Annotated in this window: 30 protein-coding genes and 1 pseudogene; 28 read left to right on the top strand and 3 right to left on the bottom strand. The window is 67.3% G+C overall.

Features of this window, described 5'->3' with window-relative positions; genetic code table 11:
- Positions 1-93 precede the first annotated feature (93 nt).
- Positions 94-1449, top strand: coding sequence for an NADP-specific glutamate dehydrogenase (gene gdhA / locus ACF07B_RS16500; RefSeq protein WP_369480862.1), 1356 nt, complete (start codon positions 94-96; stop codon positions 1447-1449).
- A gap of 66 nt (positions 1450-1515) precedes the next feature.
- Here gdhA and ACF07B_RS16495 read toward each other — a convergent pair whose 3' ends face one another.
- Positions 1516-2439, bottom strand: coding sequence for a helix-turn-helix domain-containing protein (locus ACF07B_RS16495; RefSeq protein WP_392179423.1), 924 nt, complete (start codon positions 2437-2439; stop codon positions 1516-1518).
- A 252-nt stretch (positions 2440-2691) separates the two neighbouring features.
- Positions 2692-3168, bottom strand: a complete 477-nt coding sequence (locus tag ACF07B_RS16490) for an ATP-binding protein (RefSeq protein WP_392179422.1) — start codon at positions 3166-3168, stop codon at positions 2692-2694.
- Between the two features lie 175 nt (positions 3169-3343).
- Here ACF07B_RS16490 and ACF07B_RS16485 point away from each other — a divergent pair, with 175 nt between their 5' ends.
- The 3 genes from ACF07B_RS16485 to ACF07B_RS16475 are packed head-to-tail and all read left to right on the top strand — an operon-like array spanning position 3344 to position 5009.
- Complete coding sequence (locus ACF07B_RS16485; RefSeq protein ID WP_392179421.1) at positions 3344-4156, top strand: helix-turn-helix domain-containing protein; 813 nt, start codon at positions 3344-3346, stop codon at positions 4154-4156.
- The gene (locus tag ACF07B_RS16480; protein ID WP_392179420.1) at positions 4153-4362 is read left to right on the top strand and encodes a DUF397 domain-containing protein; all 210 of its coding nucleotides are present in this window, start codon (positions 4153-4155) and stop codon (positions 4360-4362) included. Before ACF07B_RS16485 ends, ACF07B_RS16480 begins: the two co-directional genes overlap by 4 nt.
- 41 nt (positions 4363-4403) lie before the next feature.
- Complete coding sequence (locus ACF07B_RS16475; protein ID WP_392179419.1) at positions 4404-5009, top strand: hypothetical protein; 606 nt, start codon at positions 4404-4406, stop codon at positions 5007-5009.
- A gap of 18 nt (positions 5010-5027) precedes the next feature.
- On the opposite strand, the gene ACF07B_RS16470 is transcribed toward ACF07B_RS16475, so the two are convergent.
- Positions 5028-6047, bottom strand: coding sequence for a hypothetical protein (locus ACF07B_RS16470; RefSeq protein ID WP_392179418.1), 1020 nt, complete (start codon positions 6045-6047; stop codon positions 5028-5030).
- Positions 6048-6252: 205 nt separating this feature from the next.
- Here ACF07B_RS16470 and ACF07B_RS16465 point away from each other — a divergent pair.
- From ACF07B_RS16465 to rplO, 24 genes and pseudogenes are all read left to right on the top strand, one after another.
- A pseudogene (locus tag ACF07B_RS16465) lies at positions 6253-6447 on the top strand (hypothetical protein); the annotation flags it as partial.
- On the top strand, positions 6426-8465 hold the full coding sequence (locus tag ACF07B_RS16460; RefSeq protein WP_392179417.1) for an RHS repeat-associated core domain-containing protein: 2040 nt from the start codon (positions 6426-6428) through the stop codon (positions 8463-8465). The pseudogene ACF07B_RS16465 and the gene ACF07B_RS16460, both read left to right, overlap by 22 nt.
- A gap of 5 nt (positions 8466-8470) precedes the next feature.
- Positions 8471-9013, top strand: coding sequence for a hypothetical protein (locus ACF07B_RS16455; protein WP_369480854.1), 543 nt, complete (start codon positions 8471-8473; stop codon positions 9011-9013).
- 648 nt (positions 9014-9661) lie between these two features.
- On the top strand, positions 9662-9970 hold the full coding sequence (rpsJ, locus tag ACF07B_RS16450; RefSeq protein WP_003948644.1) for a 30S ribosomal protein S10: 309 nt from the start codon (positions 9662-9664) through the stop codon (positions 9968-9970).
- Between the two features lie 17 nt (positions 9971-9987).
- On the top strand, positions 9988-10632 hold the full coding sequence (gene rplC, locus ACF07B_RS16445; RefSeq protein ID WP_328553961.1) for a 50S ribosomal protein L3: 645 nt from the start codon (positions 9988-9990) through the stop codon (positions 10630-10632).
- A gap of 4 nt (positions 10633-10636) precedes the next feature.
- The gene (gene rplD, locus ACF07B_RS16440) at positions 10637-11293 is read left to right on the top strand and encodes a 50S ribosomal protein L4 (protein ID WP_037627000.1); all 657 of its coding nucleotides are present in this window, start codon (positions 10637-10639) and stop codon (positions 11291-11293) included.
- The gene (gene rplW, locus ACF07B_RS16435; RefSeq protein ID WP_103549184.1) at positions 11293-11709 is read left to right on the top strand and encodes a 50S ribosomal protein L23; all 417 of its coding nucleotides are present in this window, start codon (positions 11293-11295) and stop codon (positions 11707-11709) included. Before rplD ends, rplW begins: the two co-directional genes overlap by 1 nt.
- A 39-nt stretch (positions 11710-11748) precedes the next feature.
- The gene (gene rplB / locus ACF07B_RS16430) at positions 11749-12585 is read left to right on the top strand and encodes a 50S ribosomal protein L2 (RefSeq protein WP_153289116.1); all 837 of its coding nucleotides are present in this window, start codon (positions 11749-11751) and stop codon (positions 12583-12585) included.
- Positions 12586-12597: 12 nt separating this feature from the next.
- On the top strand, positions 12598-12879 hold the full coding sequence (rpsS, locus tag ACF07B_RS16425) for a 30S ribosomal protein S19 (protein ID WP_024755409.1): 282 nt from the start codon (positions 12598-12600) through the stop codon (positions 12877-12879).
- A gap of 42 nt (positions 12880-12921) precedes the next feature.
- Positions 12922-13269 carry a 50S ribosomal protein L22 gene (gene rplV, locus ACF07B_RS16420; RefSeq protein ID WP_006604878.1) on the top strand — a complete coding sequence of 116 codons (348 nt, stop codon included), beginning with the start codon at positions 12922-12924 and terminating at the stop codon, positions 13267-13269.
- Positions 13269-14099 (top strand): 30S ribosomal protein S3, encoded by an 831-nt coding sequence (gene rpsC / locus ACF07B_RS16415; protein ID WP_355987593.1) that lies wholly within the window; start codon positions 13269-13271, stop codon positions 14097-14099. The genes rplV and rpsC overlap by 1 nt, the downstream gene beginning before the upstream one ends.
- A 5-nt stretch (positions 14100-14104) precedes the next feature.
- Complete coding sequence (rplP, locus tag ACF07B_RS16410) at positions 14105-14524, top strand: 50S ribosomal protein L16 (protein WP_010986348.1); 420 nt, start codon at positions 14105-14107, stop codon at positions 14522-14524.
- Positions 14524-14748 carry a 50S ribosomal protein L29 gene (gene rpmC, locus ACF07B_RS16405; protein ID WP_003998824.1) on the top strand — a complete coding sequence of 75 codons (225 nt, stop codon included), beginning with the start codon at positions 14524-14526 and terminating at the stop codon, positions 14746-14748. The genes rplP and rpmC overlap by 1 nt, the downstream gene beginning before the upstream one ends.
- Positions 14748-15032, top strand: a complete 285-nt coding sequence (gene rpsQ, locus ACF07B_RS16400) for a 30S ribosomal protein S17 (protein ID WP_181863401.1) — start codon at positions 14748-14750, stop codon at positions 15030-15032. The genes rpmC and rpsQ overlap by 1 nt, the downstream gene beginning before the upstream one ends.
- A 100-nt stretch (positions 15033-15132) precedes the next feature.
- Positions 15133-15501 carry a 50S ribosomal protein L14 gene (gene rplN / locus ACF07B_RS16395; RefSeq protein ID WP_003998823.1) on the top strand — a complete coding sequence of 123 codons (369 nt, stop codon included), beginning with the start codon at positions 15133-15135 and terminating at the stop codon, positions 15499-15501.
- A 2-nt stretch (positions 15502-15503) separates the two neighbouring features.
- Positions 15504-15827 carry a 50S ribosomal protein L24 gene (gene rplX / locus ACF07B_RS16390; protein ID WP_328449240.1) on the top strand — a complete coding sequence of 108 codons (324 nt, stop codon included), beginning with the start codon at positions 15504-15506 and terminating at the stop codon, positions 15825-15827.
- Entirely contained in the window at positions 15827-16384 is a 558-nt protein-coding gene (rplE, locus tag ACF07B_RS16385; RefSeq protein WP_037626984.1) for a 50S ribosomal protein L5, read from the top strand. The genes rplX and rplE overlap by 1 nt, the downstream gene beginning before the upstream one ends.
- A gap of 5 nt (positions 16385-16389) precedes the next feature.
- The gene (locus ACF07B_RS16380) at positions 16390-16575 is read left to right on the top strand and encodes a type Z 30S ribosomal protein S14 (protein WP_003948630.1); all 186 of its coding nucleotides are present in this window, start codon (positions 16390-16392) and stop codon (positions 16573-16575) included.
- A 210-nt stretch (positions 16576-16785) separates the two neighbouring features.
- Positions 16786-17184: a 30S ribosomal protein S8 gene (rpsH, locus tag ACF07B_RS16375; RefSeq protein WP_261705332.1), complete on the top strand. Its 399-nt coding sequence runs from the start codon at positions 16786-16788 to the stop codon at positions 17182-17184.
- Between the two features lie 21 nt (positions 17185-17205).
- Complete coding sequence (rplF, locus tag ACF07B_RS16370) at positions 17206-17745, top strand: 50S ribosomal protein L6 (RefSeq protein WP_369480853.1); 540 nt, start codon at positions 17206-17208, stop codon at positions 17743-17745.
- Between the two features lie 3 nt (positions 17746-17748).
- On the top strand, positions 17749-18132 hold the full coding sequence (gene rplR, locus ACF07B_RS16365) for a 50S ribosomal protein L18 (RefSeq protein WP_010986354.1): 384 nt from the start codon (positions 17749-17751) through the stop codon (positions 18130-18132).
- Between the two features lie 65 nt (positions 18133-18197).
- Positions 18198-18803 carry a 30S ribosomal protein S5 gene (gene rpsE / locus ACF07B_RS16360; protein WP_006376045.1) on the top strand — a complete coding sequence of 202 codons (606 nt, stop codon included), beginning with the start codon at positions 18198-18200 and terminating at the stop codon, positions 18801-18803.
- Complete coding sequence (gene rpmD / locus ACF07B_RS16355; RefSeq protein WP_055553514.1) at positions 18803-18985, top strand: 50S ribosomal protein L30; 183 nt, start codon at positions 18803-18805, stop codon at positions 18983-18985. Before rpsE ends, rpmD begins: the two co-directional genes overlap by 1 nt.
- A gap of 2 nt (positions 18986-18987) precedes the next feature.
- On the top strand, positions 18988-19443 hold the full coding sequence (rplO, locus tag ACF07B_RS16350) for a 50S ribosomal protein L15 (RefSeq protein WP_189190330.1): 456 nt from the start codon (positions 18988-18990) through the stop codon (positions 19441-19443).
- The last annotated feature ends 156 nt before the right edge of the window (positions 19444-19599 follow it).

The following is a 19599-nucleotide window of genomic DNA, read 5'->3' as shown; positions in this document are numbered from 1 at the left end:
GCTCGACTGGTCTGCGCACCAATGCCGCCGGAACCGACCGGTAGAACCGACTCCGGTCAGCCGTTCCGGCAACCCCGTCTGAAGGGACCCCAGGTGACCCGTCCTGACACGAAGAGCCGTATCGCCTCCTTGCTCGTCGACATCGAGCGGCGCAATCCGGCGCAGCCCGAGTTTCTCCAGGCCGCGAACGAGGTGCTCGAAACGCTGGCTCCGGCCCTCTCGCAGCGTCCGGAGCTCGCGGACGCGGCCCTCGTCGAACGGCTGGTGGAGCCCGAGCGGCAGATCATCTTCCGTGTCCCGTGGCAGGACGACCACGGCAAGGTTCACGTCAACCGCGGCTACCGCGTGGAGTTCAACAGCGCGCTCGGCCCGTACAAGGGCGGTCTGCGGTTCCACCCGTCGGTGAACCTGGGCATCGTGAAGTTCCTCGGCTTCGAGCAGATCTTCAAGAACGCGCTGACCGGTCTCGGCATCGGCGGCGGCAAGGGCGGCAGCGACTTCGACCCGCGCGGCAGGTCGGACGACGAGGTCATGCGGTTCTGCCAGTCGTTCATGACGGAGCTGTACCGGCACATCGGTGAGCACACGGACGTGCCGGCGGGCGACATCGGCGTGGGCGGCCGGGAGATCGGCTACCTGTTCGGCCAGTACCGGCGCATCACCAACCGCTGGGAGGCCGGTGTCCTCACCGGCAAGGGCACGCACTGGGGCGGTTCGCTGATCCGGCCCGAGGCGACCGGATACGGCAACGTCCTGTTCGCCGCCGCGATGCTGCGGGAGCGCGGCGAGGACCTGGAGGGCCAGACCGTGGTCGTCTCCGGTTCCGGCAACGTCGCCACGTACACGATCGAGAAGCTCATCGCTCTCGGTGCCAACCCGGTGACCTGCTCCGACTCGACCGGTTACGTCGTCGACGACAAGGGCATCGACGTCGAGCTGCTCAAGCAGGTCAAGGAGGTCGAGCGCGGCCGGGTCTCCGACTACGCGGCCCGGCGCGGCGCGTCGGCGCGGTTCGTCGCGAACGGCAGCGTCTGGGACGTGCCGGGCGATGTCGCGCTGCCCTCGGCCACCCAGAACGAACTGGACGCGGCCGCGGCGGCCACCCTGATCGGCAACGGCGTCAAGGCGGTCTCCGAGGGCGCCAACATGCCCACCACCCCCGAGGCGGTCCACCTCTTCCAGAAGGCGGGCGTCGCCTTCGGCCCCGGCAAGGCTGCCAACGCGGGCGGTGTCGCGGTCAGCGCGCTGGAGATGAGCCAGAACCACGCCCGGACCTCGTGGTCGCGGGAGCGGGTCGAGGACGAGCTGACCCAGATCATGAACAACATCCACGCCATCTGCCACGAGACCGCCGAGCGCTACGGCGTCGCGGGCGACTACGTCAGCGGCGCGAACATCGCGGGCTTCGAGCGGGTCGCGGGCGCGATGCTGGAGCAGGGTCTGATCTGACGGAGCCGGGCTCTCCGGGAAGGGCTCGTACGGCCCCGGTCGTACGAGCCCTTCGCCACGTCCGGCTCAGGCGGCGGCCTCCGGGAGACCGGACCGCTGCCGGCAGCGGGCGCAGCGGCCCGGTTCGGACGCGCGGAAGGCGCGGTCGCAGCCGTCGCAGTTCTGGAGCGGATGCGGGCGGGCTGTCACCGGGACGGTGGGTGTCCGGGGCGGCAGCGACTCCGTGAGCCGGTGCGACATGACGCCCGCCGGATGGCGCAGCGGTTCCCGGGGCAGGCCCGAGGTCAGAGTGGCCCGTACGGCCCCGGGCGCGACACCGCGTTCCAGCCAGGCGCTGACTGCCGGAGCGAGGCGGTTCACGTCGCGCTCCGAGAGCAGGAGACGCGGGTCCTCCCGGTGGAGGCTCGCGAGGAGCACGGTGGCCGTGAGGTGGCGGTCGGGGTCGTGCGTGTCGGGGGTGGGGAGGGGGCGCTCGGGTGCGGCTGTGGGGGCCGGACCGGTCCCGGTGGGGACAGGGGAAGCCGGAGCGGGGGCGTCTTCGAGTACGGGCTCGGGCGGCTCTTGGTGATTGGGCTTCCGGGGTGTTCCCGGTGGCGGGCCCGGCTCGGGTGCCGTCGGCAGGGCGGCAGAAGCGGCAAGCCCCTGCGGCTGGTTGTACGACACCGTGTGCGTGACGACCCGGCCGCTCGGCAGCCGCTCCCGCCTGCGGGACAGATAGCCGTGGGCCTCCAGCTCCCGCAGACCCGCCGCGATGCGCGTCTCACCCTCCCGGAAGCGCGCGGCGAGCGACTTGATGTCGACGCGGGCCCCTTCGGGCAGCGACTGGATGTGGGCGGCGAGTCCGATCGCGGTGAGGGACAGCGCGCGGTGCTGGGTGAGGTGGTTGCCGACCGTCGTGAACCGCGCGGTGTGGCGGACGTTGATGTGGGTGACGCCCCGCGGAATCCGGGGCTGGGCGCACGGGGGCGCGCTAAAGTTCTGGGTACCCATCGGGAAGCCTGTTTCTTCCTTGTTGGTGAGGCCCTCGATCGGGATGCCAGTCCCGGCCGGGGGCCGTTGTCTGTCTGCGGTTGTGTTGCCGCCGCGAGCATATGCCCGGCAATAGCTCCTAAATCCAGCCCGGTTGGCGATTGTCACCCTTGCGAGTGATGAGCCGGCCTCGGGGAGGCTGGTGGGTTGGCAGGTGGTTCTCACCTCGGGTTTTGAAGAGCCTTTTGATGTCGCGCGCGGCCGCGTCGCGGCTCACCGGGTCGTGACGTTCCGCGATCCGGTGGGTGCCGGGACGGACCCCCCGGACGCGAGGGACAGTTCGGCCCAGACGGTCTTGCGTGGGGCGGGTCCTGGTGTCACGCCCCAGCGGTCCGCGAACGTGTCCACGAGGAGCAGGCCGCGGCCCGAGTCGATGCCGGCCTCCACCGCACCGAGTCGGGGAAGCCGGTCACCCACGGTGTCCGTCACCTCGATGCGGAGGGTGTCGCCGACGACGTACAGCGTGAGCCGGAAGTCGCGTCCCGGCACGCGTCCGTGCGTCGCCGCGTTCGTCGCGAGCTCGGCGACGACCTGGTCGGCCGGGCTCAACGGGCTTCCCCAGGAGCGGAGTTGTTCGATCGCCAGCAGCCTCCCCAGACGGGCACCGCGTGGCGTGGGGGACAGCAGCACGCTGAAGTTGCGGACGGGTTCGACGCGTTGGGCCTCGGGCCCGGCGGATTCCTGATTCACGTCACTCAGCGTGTCCGACCCTGCCTACGGTGAGCTGCGAAGACGTCGGTGCGTACTGGGATTGTCCGGTCGTTGTCCTGATCTGTCCCGGCTGTCCTGGGTGCCGTTCGGGAACGGTGCGCGTTGGAGGTGGGTGGGTGTGAGTAGCGAGAGTGCGGACGAGCCGGGGTGGGACGTGAGCCCCGAGGACGAGATCGCCCCGGTGGTCGAGGCGGCCGGCCGCCAGGTCAGGCTCTGGCGGGAGGCGGCCGGGATGCGGGTGGTCGAGTTCGGGCGGGCCATCGGCTACGGGGAGGACCTGGTCCGGAAGGTGGAGCGCGGGGCGCGGATTCCCCGGGCGGACTTCCTGGATCGCGCGGACGACGTCCTGAACGCGGGTGGGCATCTCCGGGCCTTCAAGGACGACATGGAGAAGGCCCGATACCCGAAGAAGGTCCGCGAGCTGAAGCTGCTGGAGGAGCGGGCCGTTGAGCTGCTGCTGTACAGCAACCACAACATCCATGGGTTGTTGCAGACGCCTGAGTACGCACGTGCGTTGCTCGGTACCTGGCGGCCGGCCTATTCGCCGGACGAGTTGCAGCGAATGGTTGCCGCGAGGGTGGCCCGCAAGTCCGTCTTCGAGCGGTCGCCGGCGCCCGAACTCAGCTTCGTCCAAGAAGAGGTGACCTTGCGCCGACCTGTCGGGGGCACAATGGTGCTGCGCCGCCAGCTCGAACACATGCTGGAGGTGGCCCGGTTGCCGTATGTGGAGCTTCAGGTGATGCCGACAAGTCGCGCCGATCACCCGGGCACAGGTGGGCGGATCCAGGTGCTGAAGTTCGGGGACGGTACTGCCGTCGGGCGCACGGACGACGAGTTCGCCGGGCGGCCGGTTTCGGACCCACGGCATATCCGGGTTCTGGAGCTGCGGTACGGCATCATCCGGGCCCAGGCGCTCACGCCAGGAGAGTCCGTGGCTTTCATCGAGCGAGCGCTGGGAGAAACATGATCCACATGACCTCCACCGAGATCTCCTCGGATCTTCTCTGGTTCAAGAGCAGCTACAGCGACAGCAGTAACGGAAACGACTGCGTCGAGATAGCCCCCACCCCCACCGCGATCCACATCCGTGACTCCAAGAAGCCGGGCGGCGCGCGCCTGGCGATGGCCCCCGCGGCCTGGACGGCGTTCATCGGCTTCGTCGGCCAGGGCTGACCGGGGGAGCGGCGATCCACCCGCAGAGCTATGCCCGTACCGTGTTCGCCGCGCTGGGCGGAGTCGTCGAGATCGGCGCGGTGAACCACGCCGGCACCTGGGACCTGGGCGATGTCTCGGTGGGGGGCTTCCTGGCGCCCAGGGGCGAGGACATCGCACGGATCATGGCGGCGGTCCGGACGATCGGCCGGTTCGACGCGCCCGTCATGGCCATCTCGGACGAGCTGGGATACCTGCGCGAGCACTCTGTCGAGGCGCCGTCTCTGCTCCTCTGGTCGGCGGGCGTCACCTGGGTTCCGGAGTCGGCGGGGAACGTCGCGTATCTGGAGGAGCCGCACGTGGTGCGCCGGATGTGCAGGATGGGCGCGGACGTTCAACTCACCCGTCTGCTGGACGCTCTGGTGACCGCCGGCATCGCGGCCGGAGTGGAGGCCGAGGAGGGCGCAAGCCTGGTTGCCGGGATCATCCGCATCGCCTGTGACCTGGTGGACGATGGCGGGCGCAGCACTCCGGAAGGCGTCTTCCGGATGTGGCGGGTGGCCGAGCTGCCGGACATCCTGCGCCCGGACTCCGGTGCACCGGAGTCCGGCAAGGCGGGGTACAGGGCGTACGACGCGGAGCTGGAGCGGTTGCTCGCGCCGTTCTGAGGCCCGCTCGGAGAACAGTCACTGCATGTTCTGGACGTGCGGATGGTCGTACGAGGACACGCACACGTAGATCTGCATGGTGTACCCGCGGCCGATCGTGAGCTGGGTGGCGCAGGCCGGGCCGAGGAAGTGCAGGCCCGTGTAGTCGGCGTCTTCGAGCGGGCGCCAGCTGCCGCTGCCGCCGTCCCATTCGGTGCCGTCGACGGTGAGCAGCGGGCGGACGTCCGAGCCGCACTCGGCGCAGGCCATGGGGAACGGATCGCTGAAGCTCCAAGGCGCGTGGCCGCCGAGCTTGCAGCCGGGGGCGACGCTGAGGTCGTACTGGTAGTCGACGACCTCGATGTCGTCCTCGCCGTCCGGGTTCTGTTCGTCCTCCCAGGCCTCGATCCGGTCCGTCAGCTCCTCGGGCAGTTCGTGCGGGGCCGGGTACTCGGTGACCGTCTCGGGGTGGAGGAGGCACGGTTCGGGCAGGTAGTCGTCGTTGCCGATCACCGACGGCTCCGGGGGCGCGGGGAGCGGGTCGGTGACCTCGGTGGAGGCCCGCCAGTACAGCTCGGCGGCGGGGAGGTAGTCCTCGTCGTGGTCGAAGGGGCACCAGAGGACTTGCAGCAGGTCGGTGCCGGCCGGGCGGGGCAGCGCGGGGATGTCGCTGGCGTAGAGCTGGACCACGGGGATGAGCGGGACCGGGCCGTCCTGCGGTATCCGCGTCCTCGCGACGGCACGGTCGACGATCACGCGCTCCTCGGGGGTGAGGAGGTCGGCGCCCTCGGCGCGCGGCCGGGTCCAGGCGTCGGCGAGGATGCGCCGCCGCTTCCGTACGTCCCCCGGCACCAGACCGCTGTGCGTGGGCGCGTCGTGGTCGGGGCAGGTGGGCCACGGCTCGTCAGCCGGCCACAGGAGGGGGCCGCCGATCGAACTGTCCCTGACCGTAGGGGTACTTGGACGCGGATGCAGTCGGACGGCGGTACGGGCCAGGGGCGCGAGTTCGGGGAACAGCGTGGTGACGTCCAGGGTCCGCGGGGGAGTGGTGCGAGACATGGGGTGAGGCTACGGGCTCGATGGGACCTGTGATCAAGGGGCATGGGGCGCGTCCCGGTCGAGCGGGGCCGATGGCGTACTTCCCGGGGAAGCGGGGTTGCGCACGGTGCCTGCCGTGAGGTGGCCGCCGTGTCGAATCGACGTTCCCTATAAGTTCGCTGGTGCGTACGGGTGTTGCCGAACTGGACGTGACGGGGGTTGCGGCATGGCGGGGAATCGGCCGGGGGACTGGCATGTCCTGGACCTGGACAAGGATCCGACGCCGGGAGATCCGGACCGGGTGCGGCAGCTCTCGAAGAATCTGCACGACTTCGCGGACGACGTGTCGGATGCGTTGCGTCTGATCGAGGGGATGGCGGACGAGGACGCGGTTCTGCGGTGGGCGGGGAAGTCGACGCGGACGGGCAGACGGAGGTGTGGACGTACGACGCCGAGGGGAATCGGGTCAGCCACACCGATGCCATGGGCGCTGTGACACGCTTCGAGTACACCCACTTCAACCTGCTCGCGGCACGGACCGGGCCCGATGGCGTCCGCCATTCCTTCGCGTACGACCCCTCCCTGCGGCTGGTCAAGGTGGGACGCCCTGACGGGCGATGCTGGAGTTACGAGTACGACGCGGCGGGGCGACTCGTCTCGGAGACCGACTTCGACGGGCGGTCGAAGCGCTACGGCCGTGATGCCAAGGGCCAGGTCGTCCTGCGCAGGAACGCGCTCGGGCAGACGGTCCGCATCACCAGAGACACCTTCGGCCGCATGACCGTCAAGGACGTGGACGGTGCGATCAGCACGTACACCTACGACTTGAACGACCGACTCTGCGCGGCCGAGGGCCCCGACGCCACCGTGGTCCTACAGCGTGACCCCGAGGGACGTCTCCTCTCGGAGACCGTCAACGGTCGGACCACCACCTTCAGGCACGATGCGGCAGGGCGGTCGCTGAGCCGCACCACTCCCACAGGTGTGACCAGCACGAAACGGTACGACGGCCGTGGCGAGGTCGCCCAGGTCCGTACCGCCGGGCACACCCTCGACTTCCGTTACGACGCGGCACGGCGATTGCTCTCCTTCGACGTGGACGACGCTCTGTCGCTGAGCCGTGGGTACGACCGACTCGGCAGAGTCACAGGGCAGGCGGTTGCCACTGGTGACGGGCGCACCGTGAGCGACCGCTCCTACCACTACCGCGCCGACGGACATCTGATCGGCATCGACGGCCTGAACGGAGAGAGCCGAAGCTTCGAGCTGGATGCCGCCGGTCGTACCACTGCCGTACGGGCGGAAGACTGGATGGAGTCCTATGCGTACGACGAGAACGGAGCGCAGACGGATGCCGCCTGGCCGAGTCGGCATCCCGGCCAGGCGGCGGTGGGGCCTCGCACCCACGGGGGCGGCCGGCTCGTCGGGGCGGGAGCCACCCGTTACCGGTACGACGACCAAGGGCGGTTGATCTGTCGGCACCGCACCCGCCTCTCACGGAAGTCGGAGACCTGGGCGTACACGTGGGACGCGGAAGATCGGCTCACCTCCGTACGCACCCCCGACGGGACGTGCTGGCGATACCGCTACGACCCGATGGGGCGTCGCATCGCCAAGCAGCGGCTGGCTGTCGGGGGAACCACCGTGGTGGAGGAGACCCGTTTCACCTGGGACGGAGCCACTCTCTGCGAGCAGGTCACCACTGACGCCGAAGGCAATCAGCCCGTCGCCCTGTCCTGGGAGTACGACGGGCTGCGCCCTGTCGCCCAGACCGAACGCATCCTCACCGCCTCGCACGAGGAGATCGACGCGCGGTTCTTTGCCATCGTCGCCGATCTGGCGGGTGCTCCCACCGAACTTGTCGGTGAGGACGGCAGTGTCGCCTGGCGGGCTCGGAGCACGCTGTGGGGGATCTCTGCCTGGAAGCGCGGAAGCCGCACTTATACGCCGCTTCGATCACCGGGGCAGTACTACGACCCCGAAACCGGTCTGCACTACAACGTGCACCGCTACTACGACCCGGAGACGGCCGGCTACCTCAGCCCCGATCCGCTCGGTCTGGGGCCTGCTCCGAACCCCTTCCTCTATGTCCTCGATCCCCTTCTCATGGCGGACCCGCTCGGGCTCTACGAGATCGGCAAGCCGGACCCCGCGAGTCAGGTGGGCAACTTGCCGATGCTCGCCGACAAGATCGCGGCGCATGGCGACATCAAGAACAGAGGGATTCCGGGCGTTGACGACCTGGACGTGCCGGAGCACCTGGAGGATCTGATGACCAATTCTCCCGGTATCCGTATGCGGAGCACTACGTCGGGCAATCCTCGTTTCGCCTGGTGGGACGATGCGACGGGAACGATGTTGATCCGGGAAGGGGACAACGGAACCTTTATGCAGCCCGATGACGGCTATGAATACTTCCTCAAGCAACTGAAGGAGTGATGGCGTTGACACGGGCAGAGGAGCCCACCCCGGCCCGGCGGGGCAGGAAGCGCGAACCGTACGACGTGTTCCGATCCGCGCCGGAAACGCGGTCCGTGTGGGCGGAGTTGCCGGCGGAGGTCATGGAGGCCGTCGCCCGGTGCGACGCGGAGCGTCTTGAGGTGGAGCGGTCCCGGGTCGCGCCGCAGTTGCGGGAGAGGATCACGACTCCCGTCTATTCGGTCGCGGATCGGTTCGCGTCCTGGGAGCGTGTGGTGCGCCGGATGGAGCCCGGTTGGGCGAGCGACGACTTCTATCCCATCAGCGCCTACGAGAACGACCTCGACTCCCGTGACTCGCTCGAGCAGTTGATGCTCCGGCTGCCCGCGGAGGCCCGGGAGGGTGCGCTGGGGCAGTTGCTGGCGCGGTTGGACGAGCGCTTCGCCGCCGCGAGTGTCCCTGATCCGGAGCGGTCTCTGCGCGCCTGGGTGCGTCCGACGAAGGCGAGGCCCGAGGCGGAACTCGCCGAGTGGTGGAAGCGCAGGCCCCTGCGTGATCCGTGGGATTGACTTCCCTGACGGGTCGCAGGATTGCCGTGGGGTGCCGGCCCCAGGGGGAGCATCGGTGTTGCCGGGTCCGGGCCGCCCCGGCGACGGGGGCGTCGCGTGCGCGCTGCCTGGAGAGGGCTTATGAGCCGGTGCGTCCGTATCCGCTCCGGGGCCCGACGGGGCGGGGAGAGGCGGCGTCGGGGGGATCGGCTGAACTCTGTGGGATCGGTCACGCGATCATGGCCGTGCCGGGTTTGACCTTCGTCACCTTGGGGGTACGATCTCCGGCCCGATTGGCCAGCCCCCCGTCCGGTATGGCAGACTAACGGGGTTGCTCGGTCGAGTGCCGATGCTGCGCGCCTCCCGTCGGGAGGACTGGAAGCGAGTCCCACAGTACTCGTCGCCCAATCTGTCGTGAGGCAGCGCTGGGGCGGACGTACGGGAATCTTCCGGGAAGTGTCAGCGGGGTGCAGACCAGGCACCCGGTGGGTGTTCTCACCCCCGGTCCTGCGGTTGCTTTCGGGCGGAGCCGCGTCCCTCGTAGGGAAATCCGTGACGGATATCCCTGTCGGCAGGAGCGCGACACACCCGACCGCGTGGGTCGGAGGTAGGACGCGAACCCCCGGGTACCAGAGCGTTTTAATCGAGACAAAGGACTACTGAGTAGCCATGGCGGGACAGAAGATCCGCATCCGGCTCAAGGCCTACGACCACGAGGTCATCGATTCGTCGGCGAAGAAGATCGTCGAGACGGTGACGCGCACTGGTGCGTCGGTCGCGGGCCCGGTGCCGCTGCCCACTGAGAAGAACGTGTACTGCGTCATCAAGTCGCCGCACAAGTACAAGGACTCTCGCGAGCACTTCGAGATGCGCACGCACAAGCGCCTCATCGACATCCTCGACCCCACGCCCAAGACCGTTGACTCTTTGATGCGACTCGACCTCCCGGCCGGTGTCGACATCGAGATCAAGCTCTAGGGATCGGTGATCTGAGAATGGCTAAGCAGATCAAGGGAATCCTGGGCGAGAAGCTCGGCATGACGCAGGTGTGGGACGAGAACAACCGTGTTGTTCCCGTCACCGTCGTCAAGGCCGGCCCGAACGTCGTGACCCAGGTCCGTACGAACGACATCGACGGCTACGAGTCGGTCCAGATCGCCTTCGGCGAGATCGACCCTCGCAAGGTGAACAAGCCCCTCAAGGGTCACTTCGCCAAGGCCGACGTCACTCCCCGCCGCCACCTCGTCGAGATCCGTACCGCTGACGCCAGCGAGTACACCCTCGGCCAGGAGATCACCGCTGAGGTGTTCGAGGCCGGCATCAAGGTGGACGTGACCGGCAAGAGCAAGGGCAAGGGCTTCGCCGGTGTCATGAAGCGTCACAACTTCAAGGGCCTCGGCGCCGGACACGGTGTCCAGCGCAAGCACCGCTCCCCCGGCTCCATCGGTGGCTGTGCCACCCCGGGCCGTGTGTTCAAGGGCGTCCGCATGGCGGGCCGCATGGGCAACGAGCGGGTCACCACCCAGAACCTGACCGTTCACGCCGTTGACGCGGAGAAGGGCCTGCTCCTCATCAAGGGAGCCATCCCGGGTCCGAACGGCGGCCTCGTCCTGGTCCGTACCGCGGCCAAGGGGGCTTGAGGACATGAGCACCATTGACATTCTGTCGCCCTCCGGCGACACCGCCGGGACCGTTGAGCTCCCGGCCGAGATCTTCGACGTAGAGAAGATCAGCATTCCGCTGCTTCACCAGGTCGTCGTCGCGCAGCTGGCCGCCGCCCGTCAGGGCACGCACAAGGTCAAGCGTCGTGGCGAGGTCCGTGGTGGTGGCCGCAAGCCTTACCGCCAGAAGGGCACCGGCCGCGCCCGTCAGGGTTCGACCCGCGCGCCGCAGTTCGCCGGCGGTGGCGTCGTTCACGGCCCCACCCCGCGTGACTACTCGCAGCGGACCCCGAAGAAGATGAAGGCCGCGGCCCTGCGCCACGCCCTCACCGACCGGGCCCGCAACGCTCGCATCCACGTCATCACCGGCGTGATCGAGGGCGAGACCCCCTCCACCAAGGCCGCGAAGAGCTTCCTCGGCAAGGTCAGCGAGCGCAAGAACGTGCTCCTGGTCATCGAGCGCTCCGACGAGGCCGCGCTGCTCTCCGCGCGCAACCTGCCCCAGGTCCACATCCTGGAGCCGGGCCAGCTGAACACGTACGACGTTCTCGTCTCGGACGACGTGGTCTTCACCCAGGCCGCTTTCGAGTCCTTCGTGTCTGGCCCCCAGGCCGCTGACACCGAAGGGAGCGAAGCCTGATGGCTACGCGTCACCCGAGCATCGCCTCGAAGGCCGCCAAGGCCAAGAAGGTCGCGCGCATCGCCAAGGCGAAGCGCCACGAGGCCGAAGGCAAGAACACCGTCGAGACCCCGCTGAGCAAGAGCTTCACGGACCCCCGTGACGTCCTCCTCAAGCCGGTCGTCTCGGAGAAGAGCTACGCGCTTCTCGACGAGGGCAAGTACACCTTCGTCGTGGACCCGCGGGCCAACAAGACCCAGATCAAGCAGGCCGTCCAGGCGGTCTTCTCGGTCAAGGTCACCGGGGTCAACACGATCAACCGTCAGGGCAAGCGCAAGCGCACCAAGACGGGCTTCGGCAAGCGTGCCGACAGCAAGCGCGCGATCGTGACCCTCGCTGAGGGCGACCGTATCGACATCTTCGGCCAGGCCTCCTAACGGAGTGCCCTGGTCCGAATATCGGACGAGGACTGAGAAATGGGAATCCGCAAGTACAAGCCGACTACGCCGGGCCGTCGTGGCTCCAGCGTCGCCGACTTCGTCGAGGTCACGCGGTCCACGCCGGAGAAGTCGCTGGTTCGCCCCCTGCACAGCAAGGGCGGCCGTAACAATTCCGGTCGTGTGACCGTTCGCCACCAGGGTGGCGGACACAAGCGCGCCTACCGAGTGATCGACTTCCGTCGTCACGACAAGGACGGCGTGCCGGCGAAGGTCGCGCACATCGAGTACGACCCCAACCGCACCGCGCGCATCGCGCTGCTTCACTACGCGGACGGCGAGAAGCGCTACATCCTCGCCCCCCGCAACCTGTCGCAGGGTGACCGCGTCGAGAACGGTCCCGGGGCCGACATCAAGCCGGGCAACAACCTGGCGCTCCGCAACATCCCGGTCGGTACCACGATCCACGCGATCGAGATCCGTCCCGGTGGCGGCGCCAAGTTCGCCCGCTCCGCCGGTGCCTCGGTGCAGCTGCTCGCGAAGGAGGGCACCATGGCCCACCTCCGCATGCCGTCTGGCGAGATCCGTCTGGTCGACCAGCGCTGCCGCGCCACGGTCGGCGAGGTCGGCAACGCCGAGCAGAGCAACATCAACTGGGGTAAGGCCGGCCGTAAGCGCTGGCTGGGCGTTCGCCCGTCCGTCCGCGGTGTGGCGATGAACCCGGTTGACCACCCGCACGGTGGTGGTGAGGGCAAGACCTCCGGTGGTCGCCACCCGGTCTCCCCGTGGGGTCAGAAGGAGGGTCGTACTCGTTCGCCGAAGAAGGCTTCGAACAAGTACATCGTCCGCCGCCGCAAGACGAACAAGAAGCGCTAGGAGCGGGTTTAGATGCCGCGCAGTCTCAAGAAGGGACCCTTCGTCGACGGACACCTTGTAAAGAAGGTGGACGTACAGAACGAAGCCGGTACCAAGAACGTCATCAAGACCTGGTCCCGTCGCTCGATGATCATCCCGGCCATGCTCGGCCACACGATCGCGGTGCACAACGGCAAGACCCACATCCCGGTGTTTGTCACCGAGTCGATGGTCGGCCACAAGCTCGGCGAGTTCTCGCCGACGCGCACCTTCCGGGGTCACGTCAAGGACGACCGGAAGTCGAAGCGCCGCTAACGCGGGGTGGAATCGACCATGACAGACACTGGAAGGACAACCATGGAAGCCAGGGCCCAGGCGCGGTACATCCGCGTTACGCCCATGAAGGCCCGCCGAGTGGTGGACCTTATCCGTGGCATGGATGCCACGGAGGCTCAGGCGGTCCTGCGTTTCGCCCCGCAGGCCGCGAGCGTGCCGGTCGGCAAGGTGCTTGACAGCGCCATTGCCAACGCCGCACACAACTACGACCACACCGACGCCGGCAGCCTCGTCATCTCCGAGGCCTACGTCGACGAGGGTCCGACCCTGAAGCGGTTCCGGCCGCGTGCCCAGGGCCGTGCCTACCGGATCCGCAAGCGGACCAGCCACATCACCGTGGTCGTCAGCAGCAAGGAAGGAACCCGGTAATGGGCCAGAAGGTTAACCCGCATGGGTTCCGGCTCGGCATCACCACGGACTTCAAGTCCCGCTGGTACGCCGACAAGCTGTACAAGGACTACGTCAAGGAAGACGTCGCCATCCGTCGGATGATGACGTCCGGCATGGAGCGCGCCGGCATCTCGAAGGTTGAGATCGAGCGCACCCGTGACCGCGTGCGGGTGGACATCCACACCGCGCGTCCCGGCATCGTCATCGGCCGCCGTGGCGCCGAGGCCGACCGCATCCGCGGTGACCTCGAGAAGCTCACGGGCAAGCAGGTCCAGCTGAACATCCTCGAGGTCAAGAGCCCCGAGACCGACGCTCAGCTGGTTGCTCAGGCCGTTGCCGAGCAGCTGTCCTCCCGCGTCTCCTTCCGTCGCGCCATGCGTAAGAGCATGCAGGGCACGATGAAGGCCGGCGCCAAGGGCATCAAGATCCAGTGCGGTGGCCGCCTCGGCGGCGCCGAGATGTCCCGCTCGGAGTTCTACCGCGAGGGCCGTGTGCCCCTGCACACGCTCCGCGCGAACGTCGACTACGGCTTCTTCGAGGCCAAGACGACCTTCGGCCGCATCGGTGTGAAGGTCTGGATCTACAAGGGCGACGTCAAGAACATCGCCGAGGTCCGCGCCGAGAACGCCGCTGCCCGCGCCGGCAACCGCCCGGCCCGTGGCGGCGCTGACCGCCCGGCCGGCCGTGGTGGCCGTGGTGGCGAGCGTGGCGGTCGCGGTCGCAAGCCGCAGCAGGCTCCGGCTGCCGAGGCCCCCAAGGCCGAGGCTCCCGCCGCCGCTCCGGCTGAGAGCACCGGAACGGAGGCCTGACCGACATGCTGATCCCCCGTAGGGTCAAGCACCGCAAGCAGCACCACCCGAAGCGCCGTGGTCAGGCCAAGGGCGGTACGCAGGTTTCGTTCGGCGAGTACGGCATTCAGGCCCTCACGCCGGCGTACGTGACGAACCGCCAGATCGAGGCCGCTCGTATCGCGATGACCCGCCACATCAAGCGTGGCGGCAAGGTCTGGATCAACATCTACCCGGACCGCCCGCTCACGAAGAAGCCTGCCGAGACCCGCATGGGTTCCGGTAAGGGTTCCCCGGAGTGGTGGATCGCGAACGTGCACCCGGGCCGGGTCATGTTCGAACTGTCCTACCCCAACGAGAAGATCGCCCGTGAGGCCCTCACTCGCGCAGCCCACAAGCTGCCGATGAAGTGCCGGATCGTCAAGCGCGAGGCAGGTGAAGCGTGATGTCGGCCGGTACCAAGGCGTCCGAGCTGCGCGAACTGGGTGACGAGGAGCTTCTCGCGAAGCTCCGCGAAGCCAAGGAAGAGCTGTTCAACCTCCGTTTCCAGGCGGCGACCGGTCAGCTCGAGAACCACGGTCGGCTCAAGGCCGTCCGTAAGGACATCGCGCGGATCTACACCCTGATGCGTGAGCGCGAGCTGGGCATCGAGACGGTGGAGAGCGCCTGATGAGCGAGAGCAACGTGACTGAGCAGAAGACCGAGCGCGGCTTCCGCAAGACCCGTGAGGGTCTGGTCGTCAGCGACAAGATGGACAAGACCGTCGTCGTCGCTGTCGAGGACCGCGTGAAGCACGCGCTGTACGGCAAGGTCATCCGCCGTACGAGCAAGCTCAAGGCCCACGACGAGCAGAACGCCGCCGGCGTCGGCGACCGCGTCCTCCTGATGGAGACCCGGCCGCTGTCCTCGACGAAGCGCTGGCGCATCGTCGAGATCCTCGAGAAGGCCAAGTAAGTACCTCAGGGGTTTCCCTGAGGTTGGTTCCGCCAGGCTCGGGGCGGGGTCGTGCTGAACGACCCCGTCCCGGGAACCGGCAGACAATCAGGAGATAGACGTGATCCAGCAGGAGTCGCGACTGCGTGTCGCCGACAACACTGGTGCGAAGGAAATCCTTTGCATCCGTGTGCTCGGTGGCTCCGGTCGCCGCTACGCGGGCATCGGTGACGTGATCGTCGCCACCGTCAAGGACGCGATCCCCGGCGGCAACGTGAAGAAGGGTGACGTCGTCAAGGCTGTCATCGTTCGCACCGTCAAGGAGCGCCGCCGTCCGGACGGCTCGTACATCCGCTTCGACGAGAACGCCGCCGTCATTCTGAAGAACGACGGCGACCCTCGCGGCACCCGTATCTTCGGCCCTGTCGGCCGTGAGCTGCGCGAGAAGAAGTTCATGAAGATCATCTCGCTCGCGCCGGAGGTGCTGTAAGCATGAAGATCAAGAAGGGCGACCTGGTTCAGGTCATCACCGGTAAGGACAAGGGCAAGCAGGGCAAGGTCATTGCCGCTTACCCGCGCGACGAGCGCGTCCTGGTCGAGGGTGTCAACCGGGTCAAGAAGCACACGAAGGCCGGTCCGACCGCCAAGGGTTCCCAGGCCGGTGGCATCGTCACGACCGAGGCGCCCGTCCACGTCTCCAACGTCCAGCTGGTCGTTGAGAAGGACGGCAACAAGGTTGTCACGCGCGTCGGTTACCGCTTCGACGAAGAGGGCAACAAGATCCGCGTTGCCAAGCGGACGGGTGAGGACATCTGATGGCTACCACCACCACTCCGCGTCTCAAGACGAAGTACCGCGAGGAGATCGCGGCGAAGCTGCAGGAAGAGTTCTCCTACGAGAACGTCATGCAGACGCCGGGCCTCGTCAAGATCGTGGTCAACATGGGTGTCGGCGACGCCGCCCGTGACTCGAAGCTCATGGACGGTGCCGTCCGTGACCTGACCACGATCACCGGTCAGAAGCCGGCCATCACCAAGGCCCGCAAGTCCATCGCGCAGTTCAAGCTGCGCGAGGGTCAGCCGATCGGTGCCCACGTCACACTCCGTGGCGACCGCATGTGGGAGTTCCTGGACCGCACCCTGTCGCTCGCGCTTCCGCGCATCCGCGACTTCCGTGGTCTGTCCCCCAAGCAGTTCGACGGCCGTGGCAACTACACCTTCGGTCTCACGGAGCAGGTCATGTTCCACGAGATCGACCAGGACAAGATCGACCGCACCCGGGGTATGGACATCACCGTGGTGACCACGGCGACCAACGACGCTGAGGGCCGCGCGCTCCTTCGTCACCTCGGCTTCCCCTTCAAGGAGGCGTAAGCGAGATGGCGAAGAAGGCTCTGATTGCCAAGGCTGCTCGTAAGCCCAAGTTCGGTGTGCGTGGATACACGCGCTGCCAGCGCTGCGGTCGTCCGCACTCCGTGTACCGCAAGTTCGGCCTGTGCCGCGTCTGCCTTCGTGAGATGGCTCACCGTGGCGAGCTGCCGGGCGTGACCAAGAGCTCCTGGTAGTCCCTGTAATTCAGGGTTCCAGGACTCTCGGTAAGCAAAGGGCTCTGTCAGGTGCCCATCTCTCCATGCCTTAGGCTAGGAGGGTTGGGCGCCTGACGCCCAGACGACTTACTACGCCGTAGGTCCCCGCACCGCACCCGTCCCGCCACTGAGTGGGGAGAGGGATGGCGCATACAGGAAACCCCGGCGAGAGAGGCCGAAGGCCAATTCATGACCATGACTGATCCCATCGCAGACATGCTTACGCGTCTGCGTAACGCGAACTCGGCGTACCACGACGATGTCGCGATGCCGCACAGCAAGATCAAGTCGCACATCGCAGAGATCCTCCAGCAGGAGGGCTTCATCACCGGCTGGAAGGTCGAGGACGCCGAGGTCGGCAAGAAGCTCGTCCTCGAGCTGAAGTTCGGCCCGAACCGTGAGCGCTCCATCGCGGGCATCAAGCGGATCTCGAAGCCGGGTCTGCGTGTGTACGCGAAGTCCACCTCCCTGCCCAGGGTGCTCGGTGGCCTCGGCGTGGCGATCATCTCCACGTCACACGGTCTCCTCACCGACAAGCAGGCCGGCAAGAAGGGCGTAGGCGGAGAAGTCCTCGCCTACGTCTGGTAGAAGGGAACGGAGGAAACAGCTATGTCGCGTATTGGCAAGCTCCCCATCACGGTTCCCGCCGGCGTGGACGTCACCATCGACGGTCGCACGGTCCAGGTGAAGGGTCCCAAGGGCACCCTCTCCCACACCGTCGCGGCGCCGATCGAGGTCGCCAAGGGCGAGGACGGCATTCTCAATGTCACCCGCCCGAACGACGAGCGTCAGAACAAGGCCCTCCACGGCCTGTCCCGCACGCTGGTGGCGAACATGATCACCGGCGTGACCGCGGGTTACGTGAAGAAGCTCGAAATCAGCGGTGTCGGTTACCGCGTCCTGGCGAAGGGCTCCAACCTGGAGTTCTCGCTCGGCTACAGCCACTCGATCACGGTCGAGGCGCCCGAGGGCATCTCGTTCAAGGTCGAGAACCCGACGCACTTCTCGGTCGAGGGAATCGACAAGCAGAAGGTCGGCGAGGTTGCGGCCAACATCCGCAAGCTGCGCAAGCCCGACCCGTACAAGGCCAAGGGCGTCAAGTACGAGGGCGAAGTCGTCCGGCGCAAGGTCGGAAAGGCGGGTAAGTAAGCCATGGCATACGGTGTCAAGATTGCTAAGGGCGACGCTTACAAGCGTGCTGCCATCAAGCGTCGTCACATCCGGATCCGTAAGCACATCTCGGGTACGGCTGAGCGTCCGCGCCTGGTCGTGACGCGCTCCAACCGCCACATCGTGGCCCAGGTCATCGACGACGTTAAGGGTCACACCCTCGCGTCGGCGTCGACCCTGGACACGACGATCCGCGGCGGCGAGAGCGACAAGTCGGCTCAGGCGAAGTCGGTCGGCGCACTTGTCGCCGAGCGCGCCAAGGCCGCCGGTGTCGAGGCTGTCGTATTCGACCGTGGTGGTAACCAGTACGCCGGGCGCATCGCCGCCCTGGCGGACGCCGCCCGCGAAGCCGGACTCAAGTTCTGAGTCGCCCGTCGCGCAGTGACTTCATTGACGCTGCGTAGCTAGCGGAAAAAGAGAGAGGTAATCCAATGGCTGGACCCCAGCGCCGCGGAAGCGGTGCCGGTGGCGGCGAGCGGCGGGACCGGAAGGGCCGTGACGGCGGCGCAGCTGCTGCCGAGAAGACCGCGTACGTTGAGCGCGTTGTCGCGATCAACCGCGTCGCCAAGGTTGTGAAGGGTGGTCGTCGCTTCAGCTTCACCGCGCTGGTCGTGGTGGGCGATGGTGACGGCACCGTCGGTGTCGGTTACGGCAAGGCCAAGGAGGTGCCGGCCGCGATCGCCAAGGGTGTTGAAGAGGCCAAGAAGCACTTCTTCAAGGTCCCCCGTATCCAGGGCACCATCCCGCACCCGATCACGGGCGAGAAGGCCGCGGGCGTCGTCCTGCTCAAGCCTGCTTCCCCCGGTACCGGCGTTATCGCCGGTGGCCCGGTGCGAGCTGTCCTGGAGTGCGCCGGCGTTCACGACATCCTGTCGAAGTCGCTCGGTTCTTCCAACGCGATCAACATCGTGCACGCGACCGTGGCGGCCCTCAAGGGCCTGCAGCGTCCCGAGGAGATCGCGGCTCGCCGTGGTCTGCCCCTCGAGGACGTCGCCCCCGCGGCTCTCCTTCGTGCACGTGCCGGGGCGGGTGCGTAATGGCTCGCCTCAAGGTCACGCAGACGAAGTCGTACATCGGCAGCAAGCAGAACCACCGTGACACCCTGCGTTCCCTTGGTCTCAAGGGCATCAACACGCAGGTCGTCAAGGAGGACCGCCCCGAGTTCCGCGGAATGGTTCACACCGTCCGCCACCTCGTGACGGTCGAGGAGGTCGACTGATCATGGCGGAAAACAACCCGCTCAAGATCCACAACCTCCGTCCCGCCCCGGGCGCCAAGACCGCCAAGACCCGTGTTGGTCGTGGTGAGGCGTCGAAGGGTAAGACGGCAGGCCGTGGTACCAAGGGCACGAAGGCCCGCTACCAGGTTCCGGAGCGCTTCGAGGGTGGCCAGATGCCCCTCCACATGCGTCTTCCGAAGCTGAAGGGCTTCCGTAACCCGTTCAAGACCGAGTTCCAGGTCGTGAACCTCGACAAGCTGGGCGCGCTGTACCCGGAGGGTGGCGAGGTCACCGTCGAGGGTCTCGTCGCCAAGGGTGCCGTTCGCAAGAACAGCCTCGTCAAGGTCCTCGGCCAGGGCGAGATCTCCGTGGCGCTGCAGGTGACGGTCGACGCCGTCTCCGGCTCCGCCAAGGAGAAGATCACCGCTGCCGGCGGTACCGTCACCGAGCTCGTCTGATTTCAGCAGGCGTCTCGATGACCTGAACGATCCCAACCGGGGATGCCCACAAAAGGGGCATCCCCGGTTGGTCGTTCCTAGGGGGGCAGTGTCGCCGGTAAGGTGGCCTGCACTGTTAATTTTCGTCCGGCGTGCCTCACGGGAACTCCGGGCGGT

Origin of the sequence: Streptomyces sp. NPDC015532 (assembly GCF_043078065.1) — a bacterium.
In the GTDB taxonomy this organism is placed as follows: domain Bacteria; phylum Actinomycetota; class Actinomycetes; order Streptomycetales; family Streptomycetaceae; genus Streptomyces.
The sequence above is the reverse complement of the archived record's forward strand: the minus strand, read 5'-3'. Positions and strand labels throughout refer to the sequence as shown.

Excerpts from the sequence above, each read along its gene's own strand:
- ACF07B_RS16495 (WP_392179423.1), bottom strand. The coding sequence starts at position 2,439 with ATGGGTACCCAGAACTTTAGCGCGCCCCCGTGCGCCCAGCCCCGGATT.
- ACF07B_RS16480 (WP_392179420.1), top strand. The coding sequence starts at position 4,153 with ATGATCCACATGACCTCCACCGAGATCTCCTCGGATCTTCTCTGGTTC.
- ACF07B_RS16470 (WP_392179418.1), bottom strand. The coding sequence starts at position 6,047 with ATGTCTCGCACCACTCCCCCGCGGACCCTGGACGTCACCACGCTGTTC.
- rpsJ (WP_003948644.1), top strand. The coding sequence starts at position 9,662 with ATGGCGGGACAGAAGATCCGCATCCGGCTCAAGGCCTACGACCACGAG.
- rplC (WP_328553961.1), top strand. The coding sequence starts at position 9,988 with ATGGCTAAGCAGATCAAGGGAATCCTGGGCGAGAAGCTCGGCATGACG.
- rplD (WP_037627000.1), top strand. The coding sequence starts at position 10,637 with ATGAGCACCATTGACATTCTGTCGCCCTCCGGCGACACCGCCGGGACC.
- rplW (WP_103549184.1), top strand. The coding sequence starts at position 11,293 with ATGGCTACGCGTCACCCGAGCATCGCCTCGAAGGCCGCCAAGGCCAAG.
- rplB (WP_153289116.1), top strand. The coding sequence starts at position 11,749 with ATGGGAATCCGCAAGTACAAGCCGACTACGCCGGGCCGTCGTGGCTCC.
- rpsS (WP_024755409.1), top strand. The coding sequence starts at position 12,598 with ATGCCGCGCAGTCTCAAGAAGGGACCCTTCGTCGACGGACACCTTGTA.
- rplV (WP_006604878.1), top strand. The coding sequence starts at position 12,922 with ATGGAAGCCAGGGCCCAGGCGCGGTACATCCGCGTTACGCCCATGAAG.
- rpsC (WP_355987593.1), top strand. The coding sequence starts at position 13,269 with ATGGGCCAGAAGGTTAACCCGCATGGGTTCCGGCTCGGCATCACCACG.
- rplP (WP_010986348.1), top strand. The coding sequence starts at position 14,105 with ATGCTGATCCCCCGTAGGGTCAAGCACCGCAAGCAGCACCACCCGAAG.
- rpmC (WP_003998824.1), top strand. The coding sequence starts at position 14,524 with ATGTCGGCCGGTACCAAGGCGTCCGAGCTGCGCGAACTGGGTGACGAG.
- rpsQ (WP_181863401.1), top strand. The coding sequence starts at position 14,748 with ATGAGCGAGAGCAACGTGACTGAGCAGAAGACCGAGCGCGGCTTCCGC.
- rplX (WP_328449240.1), top strand. The coding sequence starts at position 15,504 with ATGAAGATCAAGAAGGGCGACCTGGTTCAGGTCATCACCGGTAAGGAC.
- rplE (WP_037626984.1), top strand. The coding sequence starts at position 15,827 with ATGGCTACCACCACCACTCCGCGTCTCAAGACGAAGTACCGCGAGGAG.
- ACF07B_RS16380 (WP_003948630.1), top strand. The coding sequence starts at position 16,390 with ATGGCGAAGAAGGCTCTGATTGCCAAGGCTGCTCGTAAGCCCAAGTTC.
- rpsH (WP_261705332.1), top strand. The coding sequence starts at position 16,786 with ATGACCATGACTGATCCCATCGCAGACATGCTTACGCGTCTGCGTAAC.
- rplF (WP_369480853.1), top strand. The coding sequence starts at position 17,206 with ATGTCGCGTATTGGCAAGCTCCCCATCACGGTTCCCGCCGGCGTGGAC.
- rplR (WP_010986354.1), top strand. The coding sequence starts at position 17,749 with ATGGCATACGGTGTCAAGATTGCTAAGGGCGACGCTTACAAGCGTGCT.
- rpsE (WP_006376045.1), top strand. The coding sequence starts at position 18,198 with ATGGCTGGACCCCAGCGCCGCGGAAGCGGTGCCGGTGGCGGCGAGCGG.
- rpmD (WP_055553514.1), top strand. The coding sequence starts at position 18,803 with ATGGCTCGCCTCAAGGTCACGCAGACGAAGTCGTACATCGGCAGCAAG.
- rplO (WP_189190330.1), top strand. The coding sequence starts at position 18,988 with ATGGCGGAAAACAACCCGCTCAAGATCCACAACCTCCGTCCCGCCCCG.